Here is a 16,841-nt window from a genome sequence, read left to right as displayed (position 1 = left end):
CTGAACAAGAAAAAGAGCCAGGCGCTGCATCCACGGATGTACTGGTTGCAGCAGCCAGCTTTTCGCTCGTTTCACGGATGTAATGAAACGGACGTCACCAAGCCCCGTCAGAAATGATGGGGCTTTTTGCTGTCGGGTCCGGACATCGTTTCAAACAAGGCGTTGCGCGCACCGACGCCGCAAAATCGGGTTGCCATGCCGCCCCGCTTGCCGGTTAAATCCGGGGCAGGGAGACGGAAATGCTCGACAAGACCAAAACGAATAACGACCACTTCGATGTGCTGATTGTCGGCTCGGGCCTGTCCGGCATCGGCGCGGGCTATCACCTGCAGAAGAACTGCCCCGGCAAGAACTACGCGATCCTCGAAGGCCGCGAGAGCATCGGCGGCACCTGGGATCTGTTTCGCTATCCCGGCATCCGCTCCGACAGCGACATGTACACGCTGGGCTATTCGTTCAAGCCGTGGACCCAGCCGAAGGCCATCGCCGATGGCCCGCATATTCTGGATTATGTCCGCGAGACCGCGCGCGAGAACGGCATCGAGCAGAAAATCCGATTCAACCATCAGGTCAAAAGCGCGTCGTGGTCGTCGAAGGACTCGCGCTGGACGGTGGAAGCGGAGCGGGGGCCGGACAAGGAACGCGTGCGGTTCACCTGCGGCTTCCTGTTCATGTGCAGCGGCTACTACTCTTACGAGGGCGGCTATGCGCCGGAGTTTCCCGGCGCAGATACATTCAAGGGCCGCATCGTGCACCCGCAGAAGTGGACCAGCGACATCGATTACACCGGCAAGCGCGTGGTGGTGATCGGCTCCGGCGCAACGGCGGTGACCTTGGTGCCGGAAATGGCCAAGACCGCGGCCCATGTCACCATGCTGCAACGCTCGCCGACGTATGTGGTGGCGCGGCCCGCGGAAGATGCGCTCGCCAACAAGCTGCGCGAGAAGCTGCCGGCCAAGCTCGCCTATCACGCGATCCGCTGGCGCAATGTACTGTTCGGGATGTATTTCTTCCAGCTCTGCCGCCGCAAACCGGAGCGCGCCAAGCAGTTGATCCTTGGCGGCGTGCGCCATGCGCTCGGGCCGGATTACGACGTCGGCACCCATTTCACGCCGCGCTACAATCCATGGCAGCAGCGGCTGTGCCTCGTGCCGGACGGCGACCTGTTCAAGTCGATCAAGGACGGCCGTTCCTCGGTGGTGACCAGCACCATCGACACCTTCACGCCGAGGGGCATCCGCCTCGCTGACGGAAGCGAACTGGAGGCCGATCTGATCGTCACTGCGACGGGGCTTAACCTGCAAGTGCTCGGGGGCATGCAGGTCAGCGTCGACGGACGCGCGGTCGATTTCGCGCAGACCCTGAACTACAAGGGCATGATGTATTCCGACGTGCCGAACCTGGCCTCATCGTTCGGGTACACCAATGCCTCGTGGACGCTGAAATGCGATCTCACCTGCGAGTATGTCTGCCGCCTGATCAACTACATGGACAGGCATGGCTACAGGCAGTGCACGCCGCGCAACACCGATCCCGAGGTGCAGCGCGAGAACTGGCTCGATTTCACCTCGGGCTATGTGCAGCGCGCGGTGGCGAAGATGCCGAAGCAGGGCTCGAAGCGGCCGTGGAAGCTCTATCAGAACTACGCGCTCGACATCGTCTCGCTGCGTCTCGGCAAGGTCGATGACGGCGTGATGGTGTATGAGTGAGCTCGCTTTCTGCCGTCATTCCGGCATGTGGCTTGTTGATCTCTCCACACGTCATTCCGGGATGCGCCCGCTTGGCGCAGACCCGGAATCCATTTCCTCTATAACATCACTGGATTCCGGGCTCGCGCGAAGACGCGCGCCCCGGAATGACGATGGAGTTTGATGCGATGAAGTCTCTTCCGTTCGCGCTCGGCCTGATGCTGGCCGTATCGCCGCTCTATGCCGACACGCAGCCTGCAACCAGCAAGGTCGTGGTCAAGCCGGTGATGTCCGCCACCACGACGTCGAGCGGGCAGCCGATCGTGCTGCCGCAAAAGGATGCGCAGGTTATCGTCTCGACCTACGAGATTCCGCCGGGCGCGGTGCTGCCCAAACACAAGCATCCGTTTCCGCGCTATGCCTATGTGCAGGCGGGGACCATCGCGGTCACCAATCTCGACACCGGCAAGACGCAAACCTTCAAGACCGGCGACTTCATTCTCGAGGCGGTCGATCAGTGGCACTTCGGCGCCAACAAGGGCAAGGTGCCGGTGAAGCTGCTGGTGATCGACATGGTCGAGAAGGGCCAGCCCAACACGGTGCTGCAGAAGTAACGCCGCTCACATGTGACGGCGGATGAACGCGCCCGCGTGTTCCAGCGCGCGGCGGCCAGGTTCGAGATGCGCGTTCCACAGCGGCCAGGCGTGGATCATCTCCGGCCACACCTCCAGCGTGACATCGACATCGGCGGCACCGAGCGCCGCGGCGAAACGTGTGGCGTCATCGAGCAGCGTCTCGTGCGAGCCGACCTGAACCAGCGTCGGCGGAAAGCCGTGGAGATCGGCGAACAGCGGCGAGATGCGCGGATCGTTACGCGCAATCCCCGCAGGTACGAAGGCGTCGGCGAGTTCGCCGAGATAGCCCTTGTGGATGATCGGATCGACCGCGTCCTTTGTCGCCAGCGAGTTGCCCGACATGGTGAGGTCGGTCCAGGGCGAGGCCAGCCACGCGCAGGACGGATGCTCGCGCTGTTTGCGCAATTCGTTGATCAGCACGGCGGTGAGATTGCCGCCCGCGCTGTCGCCGCCGATGGCGATCTGCGACGGCAGATAGGCCTGCTTGCGCAAGTAGCGCCACGCGGTCATGGCGTCGTCCAGCGCTGCGGGAAACGGATGCTCCGGCGCAAGACGATAGCCGACCGCCAGCGTGCGGATTTTCGCCGCGCGTCCGGCTTCGGTGACCATGCGGCGATGGCTTGTGAGCGAGCCGGAGCAATAGCCGCCGCCGTGGAAGAACATCAGCACGCGCGAGGCATCGCTGCCGGGCGCCAGCGACCATTCGCCCGGCACGCCGCCGAGATCGACGCTTGTCAGAACGATGTCGTCGGCCACCGGCCAGACCGAGCCGATCTCGTCCAGCCGGTTGCGGCGCTGCGCCCAGCCGACCGGCCGGGCCTTCGCCGTCAGCAGCGCGCGGATGGCGTCGATCTCGGAGGAGGGCATGGTGCTGCTCCTGTTGCGGTGAAGACCTTACTTCTGTTCGAGCCGCCACACACCGTCCCAGTCATCGCCGGGCGGGTTTGACGCAAAGCCGTCGAGACGCTTGATGAATGTCAGCGACGGCCCGTCATCGGGGACAGCTTTGAGCGCCGCGGCAAAGGCGCCGCGCGCATCGTCCCAGCGCCGGGCGCGATAGGCGGCGAGGCCGTCGGAATAGTGATCGCGAAGCGCGGTCTGCGATGCCGTCAGCGTGCCCTTGCGGCCCATGATCTCGAACACCGTTTCCGGCTGGGTCTGGCCCAGCGTCACGATCCGGTCGATCTCGCGCGTCTCGATCTCGCCGGCGGCGCTGGCGACCGTCGGCTCCGAAACAAGGATGCGGCTGCCATAGGCCTTGTTGGCGCCCTCGAGGCGAGAGGCGAGGTTCACCGTGTCGCCCATCACGGTGTAGCTCATCATCAGTTCGGAGCCGATGCTGCCGACCAGCACCTCGCCGGTGGCGATGCCGATGCGGATGTCGAACGGCGCGGGGAGATTTCGCACCCCGAGCAGTTCGGGAAGCTCATTGCGCAGTTGCGGGACAAGCTCCAGCATGTCGAGGGCGGCGATGCTGGCGAGCCGCGCCTGATCGGCATCGGCGGTGAAGGGAGGGCCCCAGTAGGCCATGATGGCGTCGCCGATATACTTGTCGATGATGCCTTCATGCGCGCGCACCGGTGCGGACATCGCCGAGAGATAGCGGTTCATTACCTTGACCAGCCCCTGCGGCGTCGTCCCCCGGCTGGTGCTGCTGAATCCCTTCACATCGCAGAACAGCACGGTCATGACGCGGCGCTGCCCTTCGGACGCCAGCGCGGGCCGGTCGATCAGTCCCTCGACCACGCGCGGGTCGATATACTTGCCGAAGGTTTCGCGGATACGCTCCTTCAGACGGAGCTGTTCGACCATGCTGTTGAACGCGGTGGTGAGCTGGCCGATTTCGTCCTGCGTGGTGACGACGATCTTTTCCTCAAGATGTCCGGCTTCGACCGCGCGTGCGCCTTCCAGCAGTTTCCGGACCGGCCGCGTCATGCCGGCGCTGACCAGCATGGAGAACACCAGCCCCATGGTGGCCGCGAGCGCGGTCAGCACCGCGGCGATGATGGTGACCTGCGACTGCTTCTGCCGGGTCCGGTCGGCTTCCGTCCGCAATACCGCGAACATGTCCGCACGGATCGAATCGAGGCTCTCGTTGAGTTCATTGCGCAGGGCATCGACTCGCGCCAGTCCGTCATCGATGGCCTTGGTGTCTCCGGTCTGAAGCAGCGGCAGCATGCGCTCGATCTCGCTGTTGAGATGGCGGCGGGAGACGTCGAGTGCAGTCTCTAAGCGGGTGTCGAGCCGGGCCAACGCTGTCGGGTCGGAGAATGTGACGCCTTTCTGGATCAGGCCGTTGATCAGCGCGCGTGCGGCCTGCACTTCCTGCTCGACTTCAGCGCCTTTGGTCTCAAAGACGCTGCGGATCGCGGTCAGGCGGTCGCTGCCGAATGGCGAGCGAATCCGTTCGATCACCATGCGGCGCAATTCCAGCGCCCGCTCGACGGAGCGGATGTTGGCGCGCGCCAGATTGCCGTAGGCCGGAATGTAGCTGGTCGTCAGTTCTTCGAGGCGGGCGGAAACCTGCATCACCGACACCATGGACAGGATCGCCGTGACCGCCATCAGGACGATGAGCGTCACGGCAATGCCCATGATTTTTCGCCGGATCGACAAACGGATCATCGCAATTCCCCAAGGTGCGGGGAACTTTATCGCGAAATGTGCGACCGCGATATGCGGCGGCATCTTGGGGGCAAACCCCACGCCGAGATATTTCAACAATTATTGAAATATTTCTTGCGCCAGCGAAAATATTTCAATAATCATTGAAATATGAACAAGCCGGATATCCTCGCGGCGCTGGCCGCCCTTTCGCAGGAAAACAGGCTGGATGCCTATCGCCTGCTGGTGCGGGCGGGTCCCGATGGAATGCCCGCGGGTGAGATTGCCGCGGATCTCGGCCTCTCTCCGAATGCGCTCACGTTCCACCTCGACCGGCTGCGCGAGGCGGGCCTTGTCAGCGCTCGGCGCGACGGCCGTTCGATGATTTACGCGGCCCAGTTCGACACCATGAACGGCCTGATCGGATACCTCACCGAAAACTGCTGCGGCGGGGCGGTCGATTGTGCGCCCGCGGTGGTGTGCAAGCCTGTGCGCAAGCGCACCAAGGTTTCTGCGTAAACGAAGGAGAGATTCCATGAAGCGTTTGCACGTTCACGTCGCCGTCAACGATCTCAACCAATCGATCGGCTTCTATTCCGCATTGTTCGCTGCGCAGCCTTCGATCGTGAAATCCGACTATGCGAAATGGATGCTGGACGATCCGCGCGTCAACTTCGCGATTTCATCGCGAGGCAGGGAGGCCGGCCTGGACCATCTCGGCATTCAGGTGGAAAACGCGCAGGAGCTGCAGGAGGTTTACGCACGGCTTCGCGTTGCCGGTGGCGAGGTCGTCGAGCAGGGCGACACCGCCTGCTGTTATGCAAAGTCGGAAAAGTCTTGGATCGGAGATCCGGCCGGAATCTCGTGGGAGACTTTCCTCACCAAGGGGGAGAGCACCAATTACGGCGACGGAACCGGCGAAAACGAAGCGCGTATCGCACATGAGAAGAAATCGGCGTGTTGTGCGCCGGAGATGAAGCCCGCTGCGGCCTCGGCCTGCTGCTAGAGGTCATGATGTCTGGCGAGATTTACAACGTCCTCTTCCTTTGCACCGGAAATTCCGCGCGCTCGGTGATCGGCGAGGCGATTCTCAACAAGATCGGCGCGGGCAAGTTCCGCGCCTACAGCGCCGGAAGCCAGCCCAAGGGTCAGATTCATCCGGAGACCATCAAGCTGCTGGAAAGTCTCGGTTACGATACGTCTGGCTTTCGGTCGAAGTCATGGGCTGAGTTTGCCCGTCCCAGCGCGCCCTTGTTCGATTTCGTATTCACCGTCTGCGATAGCGCGGCGGCGGAATCGTGCCCTGTCTGGCCGGGGCAGCCGATGACGGCGCATTGGGGCATTCCCGATCCGGCGGAAGCGACGGGCACGCCCGCCGAGATCGCGATGGCCTTCAAGGAGGCCTACCGGCTGCTCAATCAGCGCATTGCAATTTTCGTCGCTCTTCCAATTCGCTCTCTCGACGAACTGGCTCTCCGCAACAAACTGAAGGACATCGGCGAGATGGAAGGCGCAACGAAAGCGCCCGAACGGACCTGATGCCTTCGCTTGCTCAACGCGGTTTCGCCGAATGGCTCGGCACGGCATTCCTGCTGGCGGCGGTCGTCGGTTCTGGAATCATGGCGGAGAAGCTCGCGGGCGGAAACGGCGCCGTCGCGCTCCTGTGCAACACCTTGCCCACCGGCGCGATCCTTGTCGTCCTGATCCTGATCTTCGGTCCGATTTCGGGCGCGCATTTCAATCCGGCGGTTTCGGCTGCCTTCGCGATGCGCGGTGAATTGCCATGGCCCATCGCCGCGCTTTACATCGCGATGCAGGTGACCGGCGGGATCGCGGGCGTGTGGGCAGCGCACCTGATGTTTGAACTGCCGCTCTGGCAGTTCTCGGCCACGGTACGTTCAGGCGGCGGGCAATTGTTCGCCGAGGGCATCGCCACCTTTGGATTGCTGCTGACGATTCTGGGGTGTGTGGCGCGCGCGCCCTCGGCGGTGCCTTACGCGGTCGGGCTCTACATCACCTCGGCTTACTGGTTTACGGCGTCCACATCCTTCGCCAATCCGGCGGTGACGGTCGCGCGTTCGCTGTCGGATACATTCGCTGGAATCGCACCCGCAGGCGTGCTGGCCTTCATCGCCGCTCAGCTTGTCGGCATGCTTGCCGCCGTCGTAGTGAGCGGCTGGCTGTGGAGGCGAACCACAAAGCCAGCGTAGCCCGGATGAAGCATGGCAATTTTCCATCGTCATTCCGGGATGCGCACCTTGGCGCAGGCCCGGAATCCATGATTGCGAAAATCACCTGAGTGGCCGTCATTCCGGGCTCGCAGGAAGACGCGCGCCCCGGAATGACGGCGGACTCTCGAAACATTTCGTGATGGGGATACAAATCCCCGCACTCGGAACCTCACTTATGTTCGCCATGTCCCGCCCCGTCATGAGGGGCGTTTCGCGATCGTCACGATACGCGGGGCGGGATGCGGTGGCGCGGCAGCGTCAGGCCGGAGCGAGGGTCGCGGGGCGCAAGCCCGGATCGCGCGCACGCACCCGCAAGGGCGTGCGCAACATCCGGAGGCGCGTGAGCGATGCAAGCGACGGCAGACGAACCACGCTGTGCGCGCCGGCCCAAGTCGTGTGGTCCCGACGCCCGAAGCTGGCGTCAGTCCGGCAGAGAGCCGCTTCCAACCGGAGGCGGAAACCCTCAGCAGGGATGCGGTGACGTAGCATCGTCCACCGGGGAGAGCACGAAGCAGGCCGGAGCCCCACCGCGTGCGGAACGCCGGATGCAAACGGCGTGACCGTGGTGACTACGCTCGTGTGCTTTCTCACTTTTGCACACGGGGCTGCGGATGCGCTCGCGCATCCGGCGTTCCGCGCGCCCTCAACTTGAGGGAGGAACGAAAGAGAGCTTCGGGCGCCCCCGCGCCGTCACAACAACAGGGGCGATGGCGCGTGGCTACGCGAGGGATCGCGCGACGTGCCGGGTGAATGCTAAATTTTAGAAGCATTGCCTTCTGCCTGCGGAAAATACATTCTCCCGGCTCCGTACCTGCAAATCAAAAAGAGCCAAGACAGCCTCAAATGACAGCCTCATCCCGTGACCGCCTCGAACAAGCCCTCGTGAAAATCGCCGATCCCGCCGGGGAAGGCGCGCGCTCCTGCCTCACCGTCTATGCCGACGAGGCCCGCAAGGCGGCCGATGCTGCCGACGCACGCATCAAGTCCGGCGGTTCGCGCGGCCCGCTCGACGGCGCGGTCATCACCATCAAGGATCTGTTCGACATCAAGGGCGAGGTCACCCGCGCCGGATCGAAGGTGCTGCCGGCGCGCAGCAAGCCGGCCACGGCGGATGCCGCCATCGTCACGCGGCTGCGCGAGGCGGGGGCCGTGATCGCCGCCAAAACCAACATGACCGAGTTCGCCTATTCGGGCCTCGGCGCCAATCCGCATTACGGCACGCCGGGCAATCCTGCGGACCGCAAGCGGGTGCCGGGTGGTTCGTCCTCCGGCGCCGCGGTCGCGGTGGGCGACGGCGTCGGCGAGATCGCCATCGGCACCGACACCGGCGGCTCGACCCGTATCCCGGCGGCGTTCTGCGGCGTCACCGGCTTCAAGCCCACGGTGAAGCGCGTGCCGCGCACCGGCGCATTTCCGCTGTCGTTCACGCTGGATTCGATCGGGCCGATCGCGCGCAGCGTTGCCGATTGCGCCAATGCCGACGCCATTCTGGCCGGCGAGACGCCATCGCCGCTGTCGCCGCCTGCGCTCGGCGATGTGCGCGTCGGTCTGGTGCAGAGTTATCCCATCGAGGGCCTCGATGACGTCGTCGGCAAGGCCTATCCGCTGGCGCTGGCCAGGCTCGGCTCGCACTGGAAGGGCAGCGACATCACCCTCGATGCACTCTCCATCATGCACACCGCCAACGAACGCGGCGGTGTCGCCCCGCCGGAGGCGTATGCCATTCACCGCACACTGCTGGCGGAGGCGGGCGAGGGCGTCGATCCGAATGTGCGGGCGCGCCTGCTGCGCTCGGAGAAGATCAGCGCGGCGGATTACATCCTCGCCTTGCGCGACCGCGAGCGCGGCATCGCGCAGATGGACGCCTTGTTCGACAAGGTCGATGTGCTGGTGATGCCCACGGTGCAGATCGTCGCGCCGACCATGGACGAGGTGTCGACGCCGGAAAGCTTCAACAAGCGCAACGTTCAGGCGCTGATGAACACCGCGATCTGGAATTTCTTCGATACCTGCGCGATCTCGCTGCCGATCCGGCTCGGCAACGCGCTGCCGGTCGGCCTGATGCTGGTCGGCCGTCACGGCGGCGACCGCAAGCTGCTCGCCATCGCGGCTGCGGTGGAGAAACAGTTGGAGGCGTAACGGGGACGTTGCCACATCCTCGATCGTCATCACCGGGCTTGACCCGATGATCCATCTTCCTAGATGCAATGAAAAACGTGGATGGCCGGGTCAAGCCCGGCCATGACAGTTTCAGAAGTTTGCGTTAGCCGATCGCGACCTTCAGCGTGCCGATGCCGTCGATGCCGCATTCGATCTTGTCGCCGGGTGACAGCGCGGCGACGCCGGCGGGGGTGCCGGTCAGGATGATATCGCCCGCGCCGAGCGAGACCTGAAGCGACAGCTTGCCGATGATCTCGGCGACGTTCCAGATCATCTCGGAGAGATCGCCCTTCTGCTTCTCGGTGCCGTTGACCGAGAGCCAGATCCTGCCCTTCACGGGATGGCCGATCTCGGCGGCGGGACGCAGCGCGCCGCACGGCGCGGAGAAATCGAACGACTTGCCGATCTCCCAGGGCTGCTCCTTCTTGCGCGACGCCATCTGCAGATCACGGCGGGTCAGGTCGATGCCGACGCCGTAACCGTAGACGTGATCGAGCGCCTTGGCCGGATCGATGTTGGCGCCGCCGCTCTTCAGCGCGACGACCAGCTCGACCTCGTGCTGGAAATCCTTGGTCAGCGACGGATAGGGGATCGTCGCGCCGTCGCCGGTGATCATGTCGGCGTGCTTGGCGAAAAAGAATGGCGGCTGGCGCTCGTCATTGCCCATCTCGCGGATGTGCTCGAGATAATTGCGGCCAACGCACCAGATGCGGCGCACCGGGAAGGATTTCGATTCACCGGCGACGGGAATAGACGGCTGCGTGAGTGCGGGAATGACGAAGCTGGCGCTCATGGGAATTCCGGTTCTGGGAGGGCAACGAGGCGGGAGAGGCGATCTTACGCGCTGGCGGCGACGGGAGCCAGCGGGTTGGCTTCACGATGCTGCAAGCGGAAGAACGAGGCATAGCGCCCGCCGCGCCGCAGCAAGTCATCGTGACGCCCGGTTTCGACGATGGTGCCGTTCTCGACCACCAGGATCTGGTCGGCGTGCATGATGGTGTGCAGACGATGCGCGATCACAATGGTGGTGCGGTTCTGGCACAGATGCTCGATGGCTTCCTGCACCTGCTTCTCGGACTCGGAGTCAAGCGCGGCGGTGGCTTCATCGAGCAGGATGATCGGCGCGTTCTTCACCAGCGCGCGGGCGATGGCGATGCGCTGGCGCTGGCCGCCGGAAAGCTGCGTGCCGTGTTCGCCGACCGGCGTGTCGTAGCCGCGCGGGAAGCTCATGATGAAATCGTGGGCGCAGGCGGCCTTCGCGGCAGCGACGATCTCTTCCTCCGATGCCCCGGCTTTGCCGAACGCAATGTTCTCGCGAATGCTGTCGCGGAACAGGTAGACATCCTGTCCGACATAGGCGGTCTGCTGGCGCAGCGAGCGGCGCGAGACGTCGGAGATGATCTGCCCGTCGATGACGATGGCGCCGAACTTCGCCTCGTACAGCCGTAGCAGCAGCGCCAGCACGGTGGACTTTCCGCCGCCGGACGGGCCGACCAGCGCGGTCATCTTGCCGGGCTCGGCGACAAAGCTCATGCGGTTGAGCACGGTCTCGTTGCCGCGATAGGCAAAGGTGACATCGCGGAATTCGACCTTGGCTTCGGTCAACTGCAATGCGGGCTTGTCGCTGTCGTCCGGCTCGCTCGCCGGGCTGTCAACGATTTCGAGCAGCTTGCGCGCGCCGATCAGATAGCTGTTGAGTTCGATGTTGAGGCGGGCGAGCCGCTTGGCCGGTTCATAGGCCAGCAGGAACGCGGTGATGAACGAGAAGAACTGTCCCGGGGTCGCGCCGGTCGCGATGATGCGATAGCCGCCATACATCAGGACGCCGGCGATGGCGAAGCCGCCGAGGGTTTCCATCAGCGGGCTGGACCGGCTCTGGACCCGCGCCATCTTGTTGGCGTTGGCTTCAACCATCCCGATATTCCGGTCGATCCGCGCCTGCATGGTGTCTTCAAGCGTGAAAGCCTTGACCGTGCGGATGCCTTGCAGGGATTCCTGCATGGTTTCGAGAATGTCCGCCGTGCCGGTGAACTGGTTGTGTGCGAGGCCTTTGATCCTCTTCACCAGCTTGCGGATGACGAACAACGCAGGGGGTGCAATCAGCAGCCCGGACAGCGACATCCACGGGTCCTGAATCACCATCACGGCGGCCAGCCCGACCAGCGACAGGAAATCGCGGCCGACGGCGTTGATCAGGAGACTGAGAACCTGGGTCACGGATTGCGCGCCCGCGGTCAGCCGCGCGAGGAACTCGGAGGAATGGCGTTCGGAATAGAACCCGACATTCTCGCGCATCAGTTTCGCGAACAGCCGGCGCTGATTGCTGGCAAGGATGGCGTTGCTGATCTTCGACAGGATGACCGTATGACCGTAGGTCGCTGCGCCCTTGAGCGTGAACAGAACGATGATCGCCAGCGACAGCATCACGATGCCGTTGATGCTGCGATTGACGTAGGTCTGGTTGATCACTTCGCCAAGCAGCCAGGCGGACGCGGCTGTCGCGCCGGCGGATAACGCCATCAGGACGAAAGCGACCGTATAGCGCCGCCAGTGCTGGAGGCCCTGTTCGGTAATCAGGCGGCGAATAAGGGCAGCCGCCCCATAAGGGTCGTCGGTGATTTTTCGTGGAAGCTCGGTCATCCGCGTTCCATTGACGGCCGACACAACCGGCGCCCCGTCAGGGTTTCTGCGATGTCCGTCTCTTGCCCGCTATGGACCGGATTTTCAAGCGGAATCAGGGCCTTTGGGTCAATTCTACACTACGCTGAAACCGCCTGCCGGCCGTCCCGGAGCCGGTCTGCCAGCAGTTTTTCCTCCCATGCCAGCGCATGGCGGGCGATGGTGTCGAGATCGTCGTAGCGCGGCGTCCAGTCCAGCGTGGCGCGAATGCGTGATATATCCGCGATCATGGTCATGATGTCGCCGGGGCGACGATCGGCATACTGAACGGCGAAATTACGGCCCGACGCACGCCGCACTGCCTCGACGGTTTCGAGCACCGAATAACCACGGCCGTAGCCGCAATTCAGCGTCGCCGAAGGACCGCCGTTCTCGAGATAGGCAAGCGCCGCGCGATGCGCGTCGGCCAGATCGGTCACGTGGATGAAGTCGCGGATACAGCTTCCGTCAACCGTCGGATAATCCGTGCCGAAGACGTCGATCTTGGCGCGCTGGCCGGTCGCGGCTTCGACGGCGATCTTCAACAGGTGCGTCGCGCCGACGGTTGCGAGACCGATCCGGGCTTCCGGGTCGGCGCCGGCGACATTGAAATAGCGCAGCACGACGTAATGCATGCCGTGCGCGGAGGCGACGTCGTGCAGCATGATCTCGGTCATCAGCTTCGACGAGCCATAGGGCGACAGCGGACGTGTCGGCGCTTCTTCGGCAACGGGCATCTGGTCAGGATTGCCGTAAACCGCGGCCGTCGATGAAAAGATGAAGCGGCTGATGTTGCACCTGACCGCCGCGTTCAGAAGATTACGCGTCGTCATCGTGTTGTTGCGGTAGTAGCCAAGCGGATCGCGCAGCGAGTCAGGCACCACGACCGAGCCTGCGAAATGAATGATCGAGCTGACATTGTGCGCGGCGATCACGCCTTCGACCAGGTTCTCGTCCGCGACATCGCCGATGAACAGGGGCACGCCCTCGGGCAGGAACTGCGAAAAGCCGGTCGAAAGATTATCGACGACGACGACGCTTTCGCCCGCATCGACCAGCGCACGAACTGTGTGGCTGCCGATGTAACCTGCGCCTCCGGTGACCAAGACTGTCATGGCTTTCCAATCCGCATTGCGTCCGCGCTCCGTTGGGCGCCTGTTGCGCGGAATGTGGAGCGAAGATGTTGCCGGAAGCTTGCAGAGAAACGATGGAAATGGGGTATAAAGCCGGGCTCTCGCGCCAAAAGGCTTCGCTTTTCCCGGCCGAAACCGCTTTATGGTTTCCAAAACGTAACGCCTAACAAGAGTTCCAGCCCCTCGCTCCGATGCCCGGTATCATTTTCATCAAGACCTCATCGCTCGGCGACGTGGTGCATCACATGCCGGCCGTCACTGATGCGCACCGTCACGCGCCTGATGCACGGCTGACGTGGGTGGTCGAGGAAGCTTTCGCGCCGCTGGCGCGGCTTCATCCGGCGGTCCGCGAGGTGATCCCGGTTTCGACGCGGCGGTGGCGATCTCAATTGATGCGCTCAGAGACCTGGAGCGAGGTCTCCGCGTTCAAGGCGAGATTGAAATCGGTCAAGGCCGAGAAGGTGATCGATACGCAGGGGCTGATCCGTTCTGCGCTTATCTCGCGAGCAGCATCCGGGGAGCGGCATGGCTACGACGCATCGAGCATCAAGGAGCCGGTGGCATCGTGGTTTTATGACGTCAGGCACGCGGTCGCGCGCGATCAGCATGCGGTGATGCGCAACCGGACGCTCACCGGATTGAGTCTCGGTTATCGGCCCGATCAGGCCATCGACTACGGGCTGATTAAGCCGCCGCGCAGTGGCGATGCGCGTTATGCGGTGCTGTTTCACGGCACATCGCGCGCATCGAAGGAATGGCGTGAGGTCGACTGGATCGGTGCAGGCAAGTGGCTGCACGCGCAGGGCCTTGAGGTTGTGCTGCCGTGGGGCAATGAGCGCGAGCGGTTGCGCTCTGAGCGGCTTGCTCAAGCGATTCCGGGAAGCCGCATTCTTGATCGCCTGCCGCTCGATGAGACGGCGAAAGTGATTGCCAATGCTTCGCTGGTGGTCGGCGTCGATACGGGTTTGCTGCATCTGGCCGCGGCCTATGAAGTGCCGCTGATCGCGGTGTTCCTTGCCACCGATCCCGGCCTGACCGGTCCAGTCGGCAACGGATCGATCACGGTGGTCGGTGGGAAGGATGTTTATCCGTCTTTCGAACGGGTCATCGAAGCGGCGGAGAAGCTGCCGCTCAAGCGTTGACGCGCTTGCTCAAGATATTCTCGACAAATCCCGAAATATCCGTTCCCGAAAACAGATAGCCCTTGATGCCCGCCGCCGTGCCCGCATCGAGATCGCGCTGCTTGTCGCCGATGACGAAGCTGCGGTCCCTTTCGATCGGCCAGTGCTTCATCAGATCGAAGATCATGCCGGGCTGCGGCTTGCGCCAGCCGCACTCGTGATCGTATCCGGTGACTGTTCCGTCAGGATGATGCGGGCAATAGCGGAAGTCATCGATGCGCGCGCCGTCGCGCGCCAGTTCATCGCGCATCCAGTTGTGCAGCGCGCGCACATCGTCCTCTGAGAAAAAGCCACGTGCGACGCCGGACTGGTTGGTGAAGACGAAGACGTAATAGCCGGCCTCGTTCAGCTTCCTGATCGCATCCGCCACTCCCGGCATCCACCGGAGTCTGTCGCGGGTGCCGACATAGGCGTCGTCGAGATTGATGACGCCGTCGCGGTCGAGGAACGCCGCGGGTTTGGATGTCGCGCCGCTGTCCGCCATCATTTTGGTTTTGTTGCGCCGATCAGCACTTGCTCGACCTCGTCGCAGATTGCGTGCATCGCCATCATATGGACCTGCTGGATCACGGGCGTGTCGTCGGTCGGCGAAACGAACAGATGATCGCAGGAGGCGCGCATGCTTTCGCCCTTGGCGCCTGTGAAGCCGACGGTCGTCACGCCCAGATCGCGCGCCAACTTGATCGCGGCGAGGATGTTCGGCGAACGGCCCGATGTGGAGAGCGCAAACAGCACGTCGCCACGCTTCGCAAGTCCCTGCACCTGCCGCGCGAACACCTGCTCGAAACCGTAGTCGTTGGCGATAGCCGTCAGCGCGGATGTATCGGTTGTCAAAGCGATCGCAGCCCAGCCGGCGCGCTCCTGCTTGTAGCGGCCGACGATCTCGGCGGCGATATGCTGGGCGTCGGCGGCGCTGCCGCCATTGCCGACCAGCAGGAGCTTGTTGCCGGACTTCAGAGCATCCGCGACAACGCGCGCGATGGTATGCGTCGTCGCGAGAAGCTCGTTGCTCCGCACGGCTTTGGTCAGCCCGTCGAGCGAACTTTGAAAATGTGCCGCGATCCGGTCCTGGCTCACATGTCACCGTGTGGGTTCGAATTCGCCTCAGTGGTAGTCACAGCAGGATAGAGGCGCAAGTGCGAGCGTCTTTCGAGATTAACGGGCGCTGGCCATCACGCGCTGCGCAGTCTCCACGACCTCCGATGCCGTGATGTCGCGCATGCAGTGATGATCGTTCTGGGTGCAGACCGGTTTATGACACGGCTGACAGGGCAGGTCGGTGGCGCGCTTGATCGTCGCCGCGAGGCCGTTCAGCGGCGCCCAGTGATAGGGGCTGGTCGGGCCGAAAATACCGATCGCCGGGGTGCCGATAGCAGCAGCGATGTGCATCAGGCCGGAATCGTTGGAGATCACCGTTTTCGCCGCCGCCATCGCCATGATGCCGTTGCGCAGGTCGGTCCCGGTGAGATCGCGCACCCGTGGTCCTGCGAAATTCACAATATCGGTCGCGATGGCTTTTTCGCCCGGTCCGCCGACCACCCAGACCTCAAAGCCCTGTTCGGCGAACATCCGCGCCGCCTCGGCATAGTAGGTCCACCGCTTCGAGGCGCCGACCGATCCGGGCGCCAGCGCCACCGCAGCGCCGAGGCCGAGGTTGTTGGCCTGCCGCCAGGTTGCGACTTCTGCGGGCGGCACCACGAGTTGCGGCACCGGCCATTGCTTCGGCAGCGGGGCGTTGGCGGGCAGGGCGAGGGCTGCGTTCTTGTCGATAAAGCGGGGCATCTTCCGCTCGCCCCAGCGCCAGTCGTTGATCAGCCCAAACCGGACCTCGCCGACCCATCCGGTACGCTGGGGAATGCCCGCCAGCGTCGGCGCGATGGCGGATTTCCAGGTCCGCGGCATCACAAGGGCGGTGCCGTAGCCGGCGGCGCGGAACTGCTGGGCAAGCGCCCATTGCTTCTTCAGGGCGAGCTGCCCCCGCGGGAGGTCCCAGACGATGCCTTTGCGGACGCCGGGCATGTAATCCACCAGCGGCGCGCACAGGCTGGTGACCAGGAGGTCGACCGGCCGGTTCGGCCACCGCTCTTTGAGGACCCGAACCACGGTATGGCCACGGACGAAATCCCCGATCCACATGTACGGGACGACCAGAACCGGGCTCGTTTCCGTGGGGTCGGGCGTCACGCCAATATCGCCTAGAAATGAATTTATATTCATTTATTGAAGGGTTTCGGGTCGATCGTTACGGGTGCGGGAGAATTGTGGACGATCAGCCGGTTACCGCGTCCCCCGCACCGCGTCCAGATGCGTTTTTGCGGCTCCGGGCAGGCTGGCGTCCTTCACCACAGCGCGGGACGTGAGTTGCCTGCCGGGCGGGAGTGAGGCAAAGGTGACTAGTGTGGTGGTTCGCAAGTCCGCCGTTTCTGCGGCTCGTGCATTTGCGGACTTGTGAACCAAAACCACACCAGAATCATGGGTTTCTGGTGTCCTTTTGAATCTGAAGTTCGCTTGAGAATGCGCCGCACAAGCAGGCGAACTTCGGATTCTGGAC

General features: G+C 63.4%; 16 protein-coding genes. 8 read left to right on the top strand and 8 right to left on the bottom strand.

The window, feature by feature from the left end; all coding sequences use genetic code 11:
• The first annotated feature begins 239 nt into the window (after positions 1–239).
• Together HMPREF9695_RS14165 and HMPREF9695_RS14160 are read left to right on the top strand one after the other, a co-directional pair.
• The gene (locus HMPREF9695_RS14165; protein ID WP_006021547.1) at positions 240–1,709 is read left to right on the top strand and encodes a flavin-containing monooxygenase; all 1,470 of its coding nucleotides are present in this window, start codon (positions 240–242) and stop codon (positions 1,707–1,709) included.
• A 167-nt stretch (positions 1,710–1,876) separates the two neighbouring features.
• Complete coding sequence (locus tag HMPREF9695_RS14160; RefSeq protein ID WP_006021546.1) at positions 1,877–2,302, top strand: cupin domain-containing protein; 426 nt, start codon at positions 1,877–1,879, stop codon at positions 2,300–2,302.
• A gap of 6 nt (positions 2,303–2,308) precedes the next feature.
• Here HMPREF9695_RS14160 and HMPREF9695_RS14155 read toward each other — a convergent pair whose 3' ends face one another.
• A complete protein-coding gene (locus tag HMPREF9695_RS14155; RefSeq protein ID WP_006021545.1) occupies positions 2,309–3,190 on the bottom strand; it encodes an alpha/beta hydrolase in 882 nt (293 codons plus the stop codon).
• A 27-nt stretch (positions 3,191–3,217) separates the two neighbouring features.
• On the bottom strand, positions 3,218–4,948 hold the full coding sequence (locus tag HMPREF9695_RS14150) for an adenylate/guanylate cyclase domain-containing protein (protein WP_006021544.1): 1,731 nt from the start codon (positions 4,946–4,948) through the stop codon (positions 3,218–3,220).
• Between the two features lie 150 nt (positions 4,949–5,098).
• Between HMPREF9695_RS14150 and HMPREF9695_RS14145 the strand changes: the two genes are divergently transcribed.
• From HMPREF9695_RS14145 to HMPREF9695_RS14125, 5 genes are all read left to right on the top strand, one after another.
• A complete protein-coding gene (locus HMPREF9695_RS14145; protein ID WP_006021543.1) occupies positions 5,099–5,446 on the top strand; it encodes an ArsR/SmtB family transcription factor in 348 nt (115 codons plus the stop codon).
• A gap of 16 nt (positions 5,447–5,462) precedes the next feature.
• Entirely contained in the window at positions 5,463–5,933 is a 471-nt protein-coding gene (locus HMPREF9695_RS14140) for an ArsI/CadI family heavy metal resistance metalloenzyme (RefSeq protein WP_006021542.1), read from the top strand.
• 8 nt (positions 5,934–5,941) lie between these two features.
• Positions 5,942–6,466: an arsenate reductase ArsC gene (locus HMPREF9695_RS14135; protein ID WP_006021541.1), complete on the top strand. Its 525-nt coding sequence runs from the start codon at positions 5,942–5,944 to the stop codon at positions 6,464–6,466.
• Positions 6,466–7,137 carry an aquaporin gene (locus HMPREF9695_RS14130; protein ID WP_006021540.1) on the top strand — a complete coding sequence of 224 codons (672 nt, stop codon included), beginning with the start codon at positions 6,466–6,468 and terminating at the stop codon, positions 7,135–7,137. The genes HMPREF9695_RS14135 and HMPREF9695_RS14130 overlap by 1 nt, the downstream gene beginning before the upstream one ends.
• 864 nt (positions 7,138–8,001) lie before the next feature.
• A complete protein-coding gene (locus HMPREF9695_RS14125; RefSeq protein WP_006021539.1) occupies positions 8,002–9,297 on the top strand; it encodes an amidase in 1,296 nt (431 codons plus the stop codon).
• Positions 9,298–9,421: 124 nt separating this feature from the next.
• On the opposite strand, the gene HMPREF9695_RS14120 is transcribed toward HMPREF9695_RS14125, so the two are convergent.
• From HMPREF9695_RS14120 to galE, 3 genes are all read right to left on the bottom strand, one after another.
• The gene (locus HMPREF9695_RS14120; RefSeq protein ID WP_006021538.1) at positions 9,422–10,111 is read right to left on the bottom strand and encodes a fumarylacetoacetate hydrolase family protein; all 690 of its coding nucleotides are present in this window, start codon (positions 10,109–10,111) and stop codon (positions 9,422–9,424) included.
• A 44-nt stretch (positions 10,112–10,155) separates the two neighbouring features.
• Complete coding sequence (locus HMPREF9695_RS14115; protein WP_006021537.1) at positions 10,156–11,958, bottom strand: ABC transporter ATP-binding protein; 1,803 nt, start codon at positions 11,956–11,958, stop codon at positions 10,156–10,158.
• 119 nt (positions 11,959–12,077) lie between these two features.
• Complete coding sequence (gene galE, locus HMPREF9695_RS14110; protein ID WP_006021536.1) at positions 12,078–13,091, bottom strand: UDP-glucose 4-epimerase GalE; 1,014 nt, start codon at positions 13,089–13,091, stop codon at positions 12,078–12,080.
• A gap of 209 nt (positions 13,092–13,300) precedes the next feature.
• On the opposite strand from galE, the gene waaC reads away from it, so the two are divergent.
• Positions 13,301–14,251: a lipopolysaccharide heptosyltransferase I gene (gene waaC, locus HMPREF9695_RS14105; RefSeq protein ID WP_006021535.1), complete on the top strand. Its 951-nt coding sequence runs from the start codon at positions 13,301–13,303 to the stop codon at positions 14,249–14,251.
• Here waaC and HMPREF9695_RS14100 read toward each other — a convergent pair.
• The 3 genes from HMPREF9695_RS14100 to waaF form a co-directional block, all read right to left on the bottom strand.
• Positions 14,241–14,774 (bottom strand): D-glycero-alpha-D-manno-heptose-1,7-bisphosphate 7-phosphatase, encoded by a 534-nt coding sequence (locus HMPREF9695_RS14100; RefSeq protein WP_041712449.1) that lies wholly within the window; start codon positions 14,772–14,774, stop codon positions 14,241–14,243. The two genes, waaC and HMPREF9695_RS14100, sit on opposite strands and share 11 nt — an antisense overlap.
• On the bottom strand, positions 14,774–15,367 hold the full coding sequence (locus HMPREF9695_RS14095) for a D-sedoheptulose 7-phosphate isomerase (protein ID WP_006021533.1): 594 nt from the start codon (positions 15,365–15,367) through the stop codon (positions 14,774–14,776). Before HMPREF9695_RS14095 ends, HMPREF9695_RS14100 begins: the two co-directional genes overlap by 1 nt.
• 78 nt (positions 15,368–15,445) lie before the next feature.
• Positions 15,446–16,507 (bottom strand): lipopolysaccharide heptosyltransferase II, encoded by a 1,062-nt coding sequence (waaF, locus tag HMPREF9695_RS14090; protein ID WP_006021532.1) that lies wholly within the window; start codon positions 16,505–16,507, stop codon positions 15,446–15,448.
• Positions 16,508–16,841 lie beyond the last annotated feature (334 nt).

Origin of the sequence: Afipia broomeae ATCC 49717 (assembly GCF_000314675.2) — a bacterium.
Taxonomy (GTDB): Bacteria; Pseudomonadota; Alphaproteobacteria; order Rhizobiales; family Xanthobacteraceae; genus Afipia; species Afipia broomeae.
Note: the sequence above shows the minus strand (reverse complement) of the source record. Positions and strands in the feature narration are given on the sequence as shown.

Excerpts from the sequence above, each read along its gene's own strand:
- HMPREF9695_RS14165 (WP_006021547.1), top strand. The coding sequence starts at position 240 with ATGCTCGACAAGACCAAAACGAATAACGACCACTTCGATGTGCTGATT.
- HMPREF9695_RS14160 (WP_006021546.1), top strand. The coding sequence starts at position 1,877 with ATGAAGTCTCTTCCGTTCGCGCTCGGCCTGATGCTGGCCGTATCGCCG.
- HMPREF9695_RS14155 (WP_006021545.1), bottom strand. The coding sequence starts at position 3,190 with ATGCCCTCCTCCGAGATCGACGCCATCCGCGCGCTGCTGACGGCGAAG.
- HMPREF9695_RS14150 (WP_006021544.1), bottom strand. The coding sequence starts at position 4,948 with ATGATCCGTTTGTCGATCCGGCGAAAAATCATGGGCATTGCCGTGACG.
- HMPREF9695_RS14145 (WP_006021543.1), top strand. The coding sequence starts at position 5,099 with ATGAACAAGCCGGATATCCTCGCGGCGCTGGCCGCCCTTTCGCAGGAA.
- HMPREF9695_RS14140 (WP_006021542.1), top strand. The coding sequence starts at position 5,463 with ATGAAGCGTTTGCACGTTCACGTCGCCGTCAACGATCTCAACCAATCG.
- HMPREF9695_RS14135 (WP_006021541.1), top strand. The coding sequence starts at position 5,942 with ATGTCTGGCGAGATTTACAACGTCCTCTTCCTTTGCACCGGAAATTCC.
- HMPREF9695_RS14130 (WP_006021540.1), top strand. The coding sequence starts at position 6,466 with ATGCCTTCGCTTGCTCAACGCGGTTTCGCCGAATGGCTCGGCACGGCA.
- HMPREF9695_RS14125 (WP_006021539.1), top strand. The coding sequence starts at position 8,002 with ATGACAGCCTCATCCCGTGACCGCCTCGAACAAGCCCTCGTGAAAATC.
- HMPREF9695_RS14120 (WP_006021538.1), bottom strand. The coding sequence starts at position 10,111 with ATGAGCGCCAGCTTCGTCATTCCCGCACTCACGCAGCCGTCTATTCCC.
- HMPREF9695_RS14115 (WP_006021537.1), bottom strand. The coding sequence starts at position 11,958 with ATGACCGAGCTTCCACGAAAAATCACCGACGACCCTTATGGGGCGGCT.
- galE (WP_006021536.1), bottom strand. The coding sequence starts at position 13,091 with ATGACAGTCTTGGTCACCGGAGGCGCAGGTTACATCGGCAGCCACACA.
- waaC (WP_006021535.1), top strand. The coding sequence starts at position 13,301 with ATGCCCGGTATCATTTTCATCAAGACCTCATCGCTCGGCGACGTGGTG.
- HMPREF9695_RS14100 (WP_041712449.1), bottom strand. The coding sequence starts at position 14,774 with ATGGCGGACAGCGGCGCGACATCCAAACCCGCGGCGTTCCTCGACCGC.
- waaF (WP_006021532.1), bottom strand. The coding sequence starts at position 16,507 with ATGAATATAAATTCATTTCTAGGCGATATTGGCGTGACGCCCGACCCC.